Annotated in this window: 1 protein-coding gene; it reads left to right on the top strand. The window is 32.4% G+C overall.

Going from position 1 to position 241, the window contains the following annotated elements; translation table 11 throughout:
• Positions 1–52: 52 nt before the first annotated feature.
• On the top strand, positions 53–241 hold a 189-nt coding region (locus SH09_RS12890; RefSeq protein ID WP_327083209.1), incomplete at its 3' end, for a Rep family protein.

Raw genomic sequence — 241 nt, 5'->3', positions numbered from 1 at the left:
GGCTTTGCAAGATTTTGATAAAAAACATAAAAATAGATAAAAAAATACTGCCATGTGGCTATGGCAGCATAAACTTGTATTCGGAGGTAATTATATCATGGTGAATAAAGCATCACAAGGTAATGTAAGAACTAGAAATTGGACGTTTGTAATTTACCCAGAAAGTGTTTCTGAAGGTTGGAGAGATATATTAGATGATGAACATATACAATGGGTTGAATCTCCATTACATGATAAGGAT

It is taken from the genome of Staphylococcus gallinarum (genome assembly GCF_000875895.1).
In the GTDB taxonomy this organism is placed as follows: domain Bacteria; phylum Bacillota; class Bacilli; order Staphylococcales; family Staphylococcaceae; genus Staphylococcus; species Staphylococcus gallinarum.
This window is presented reverse-complemented; position numbering and strand designations above follow the sequence as displayed.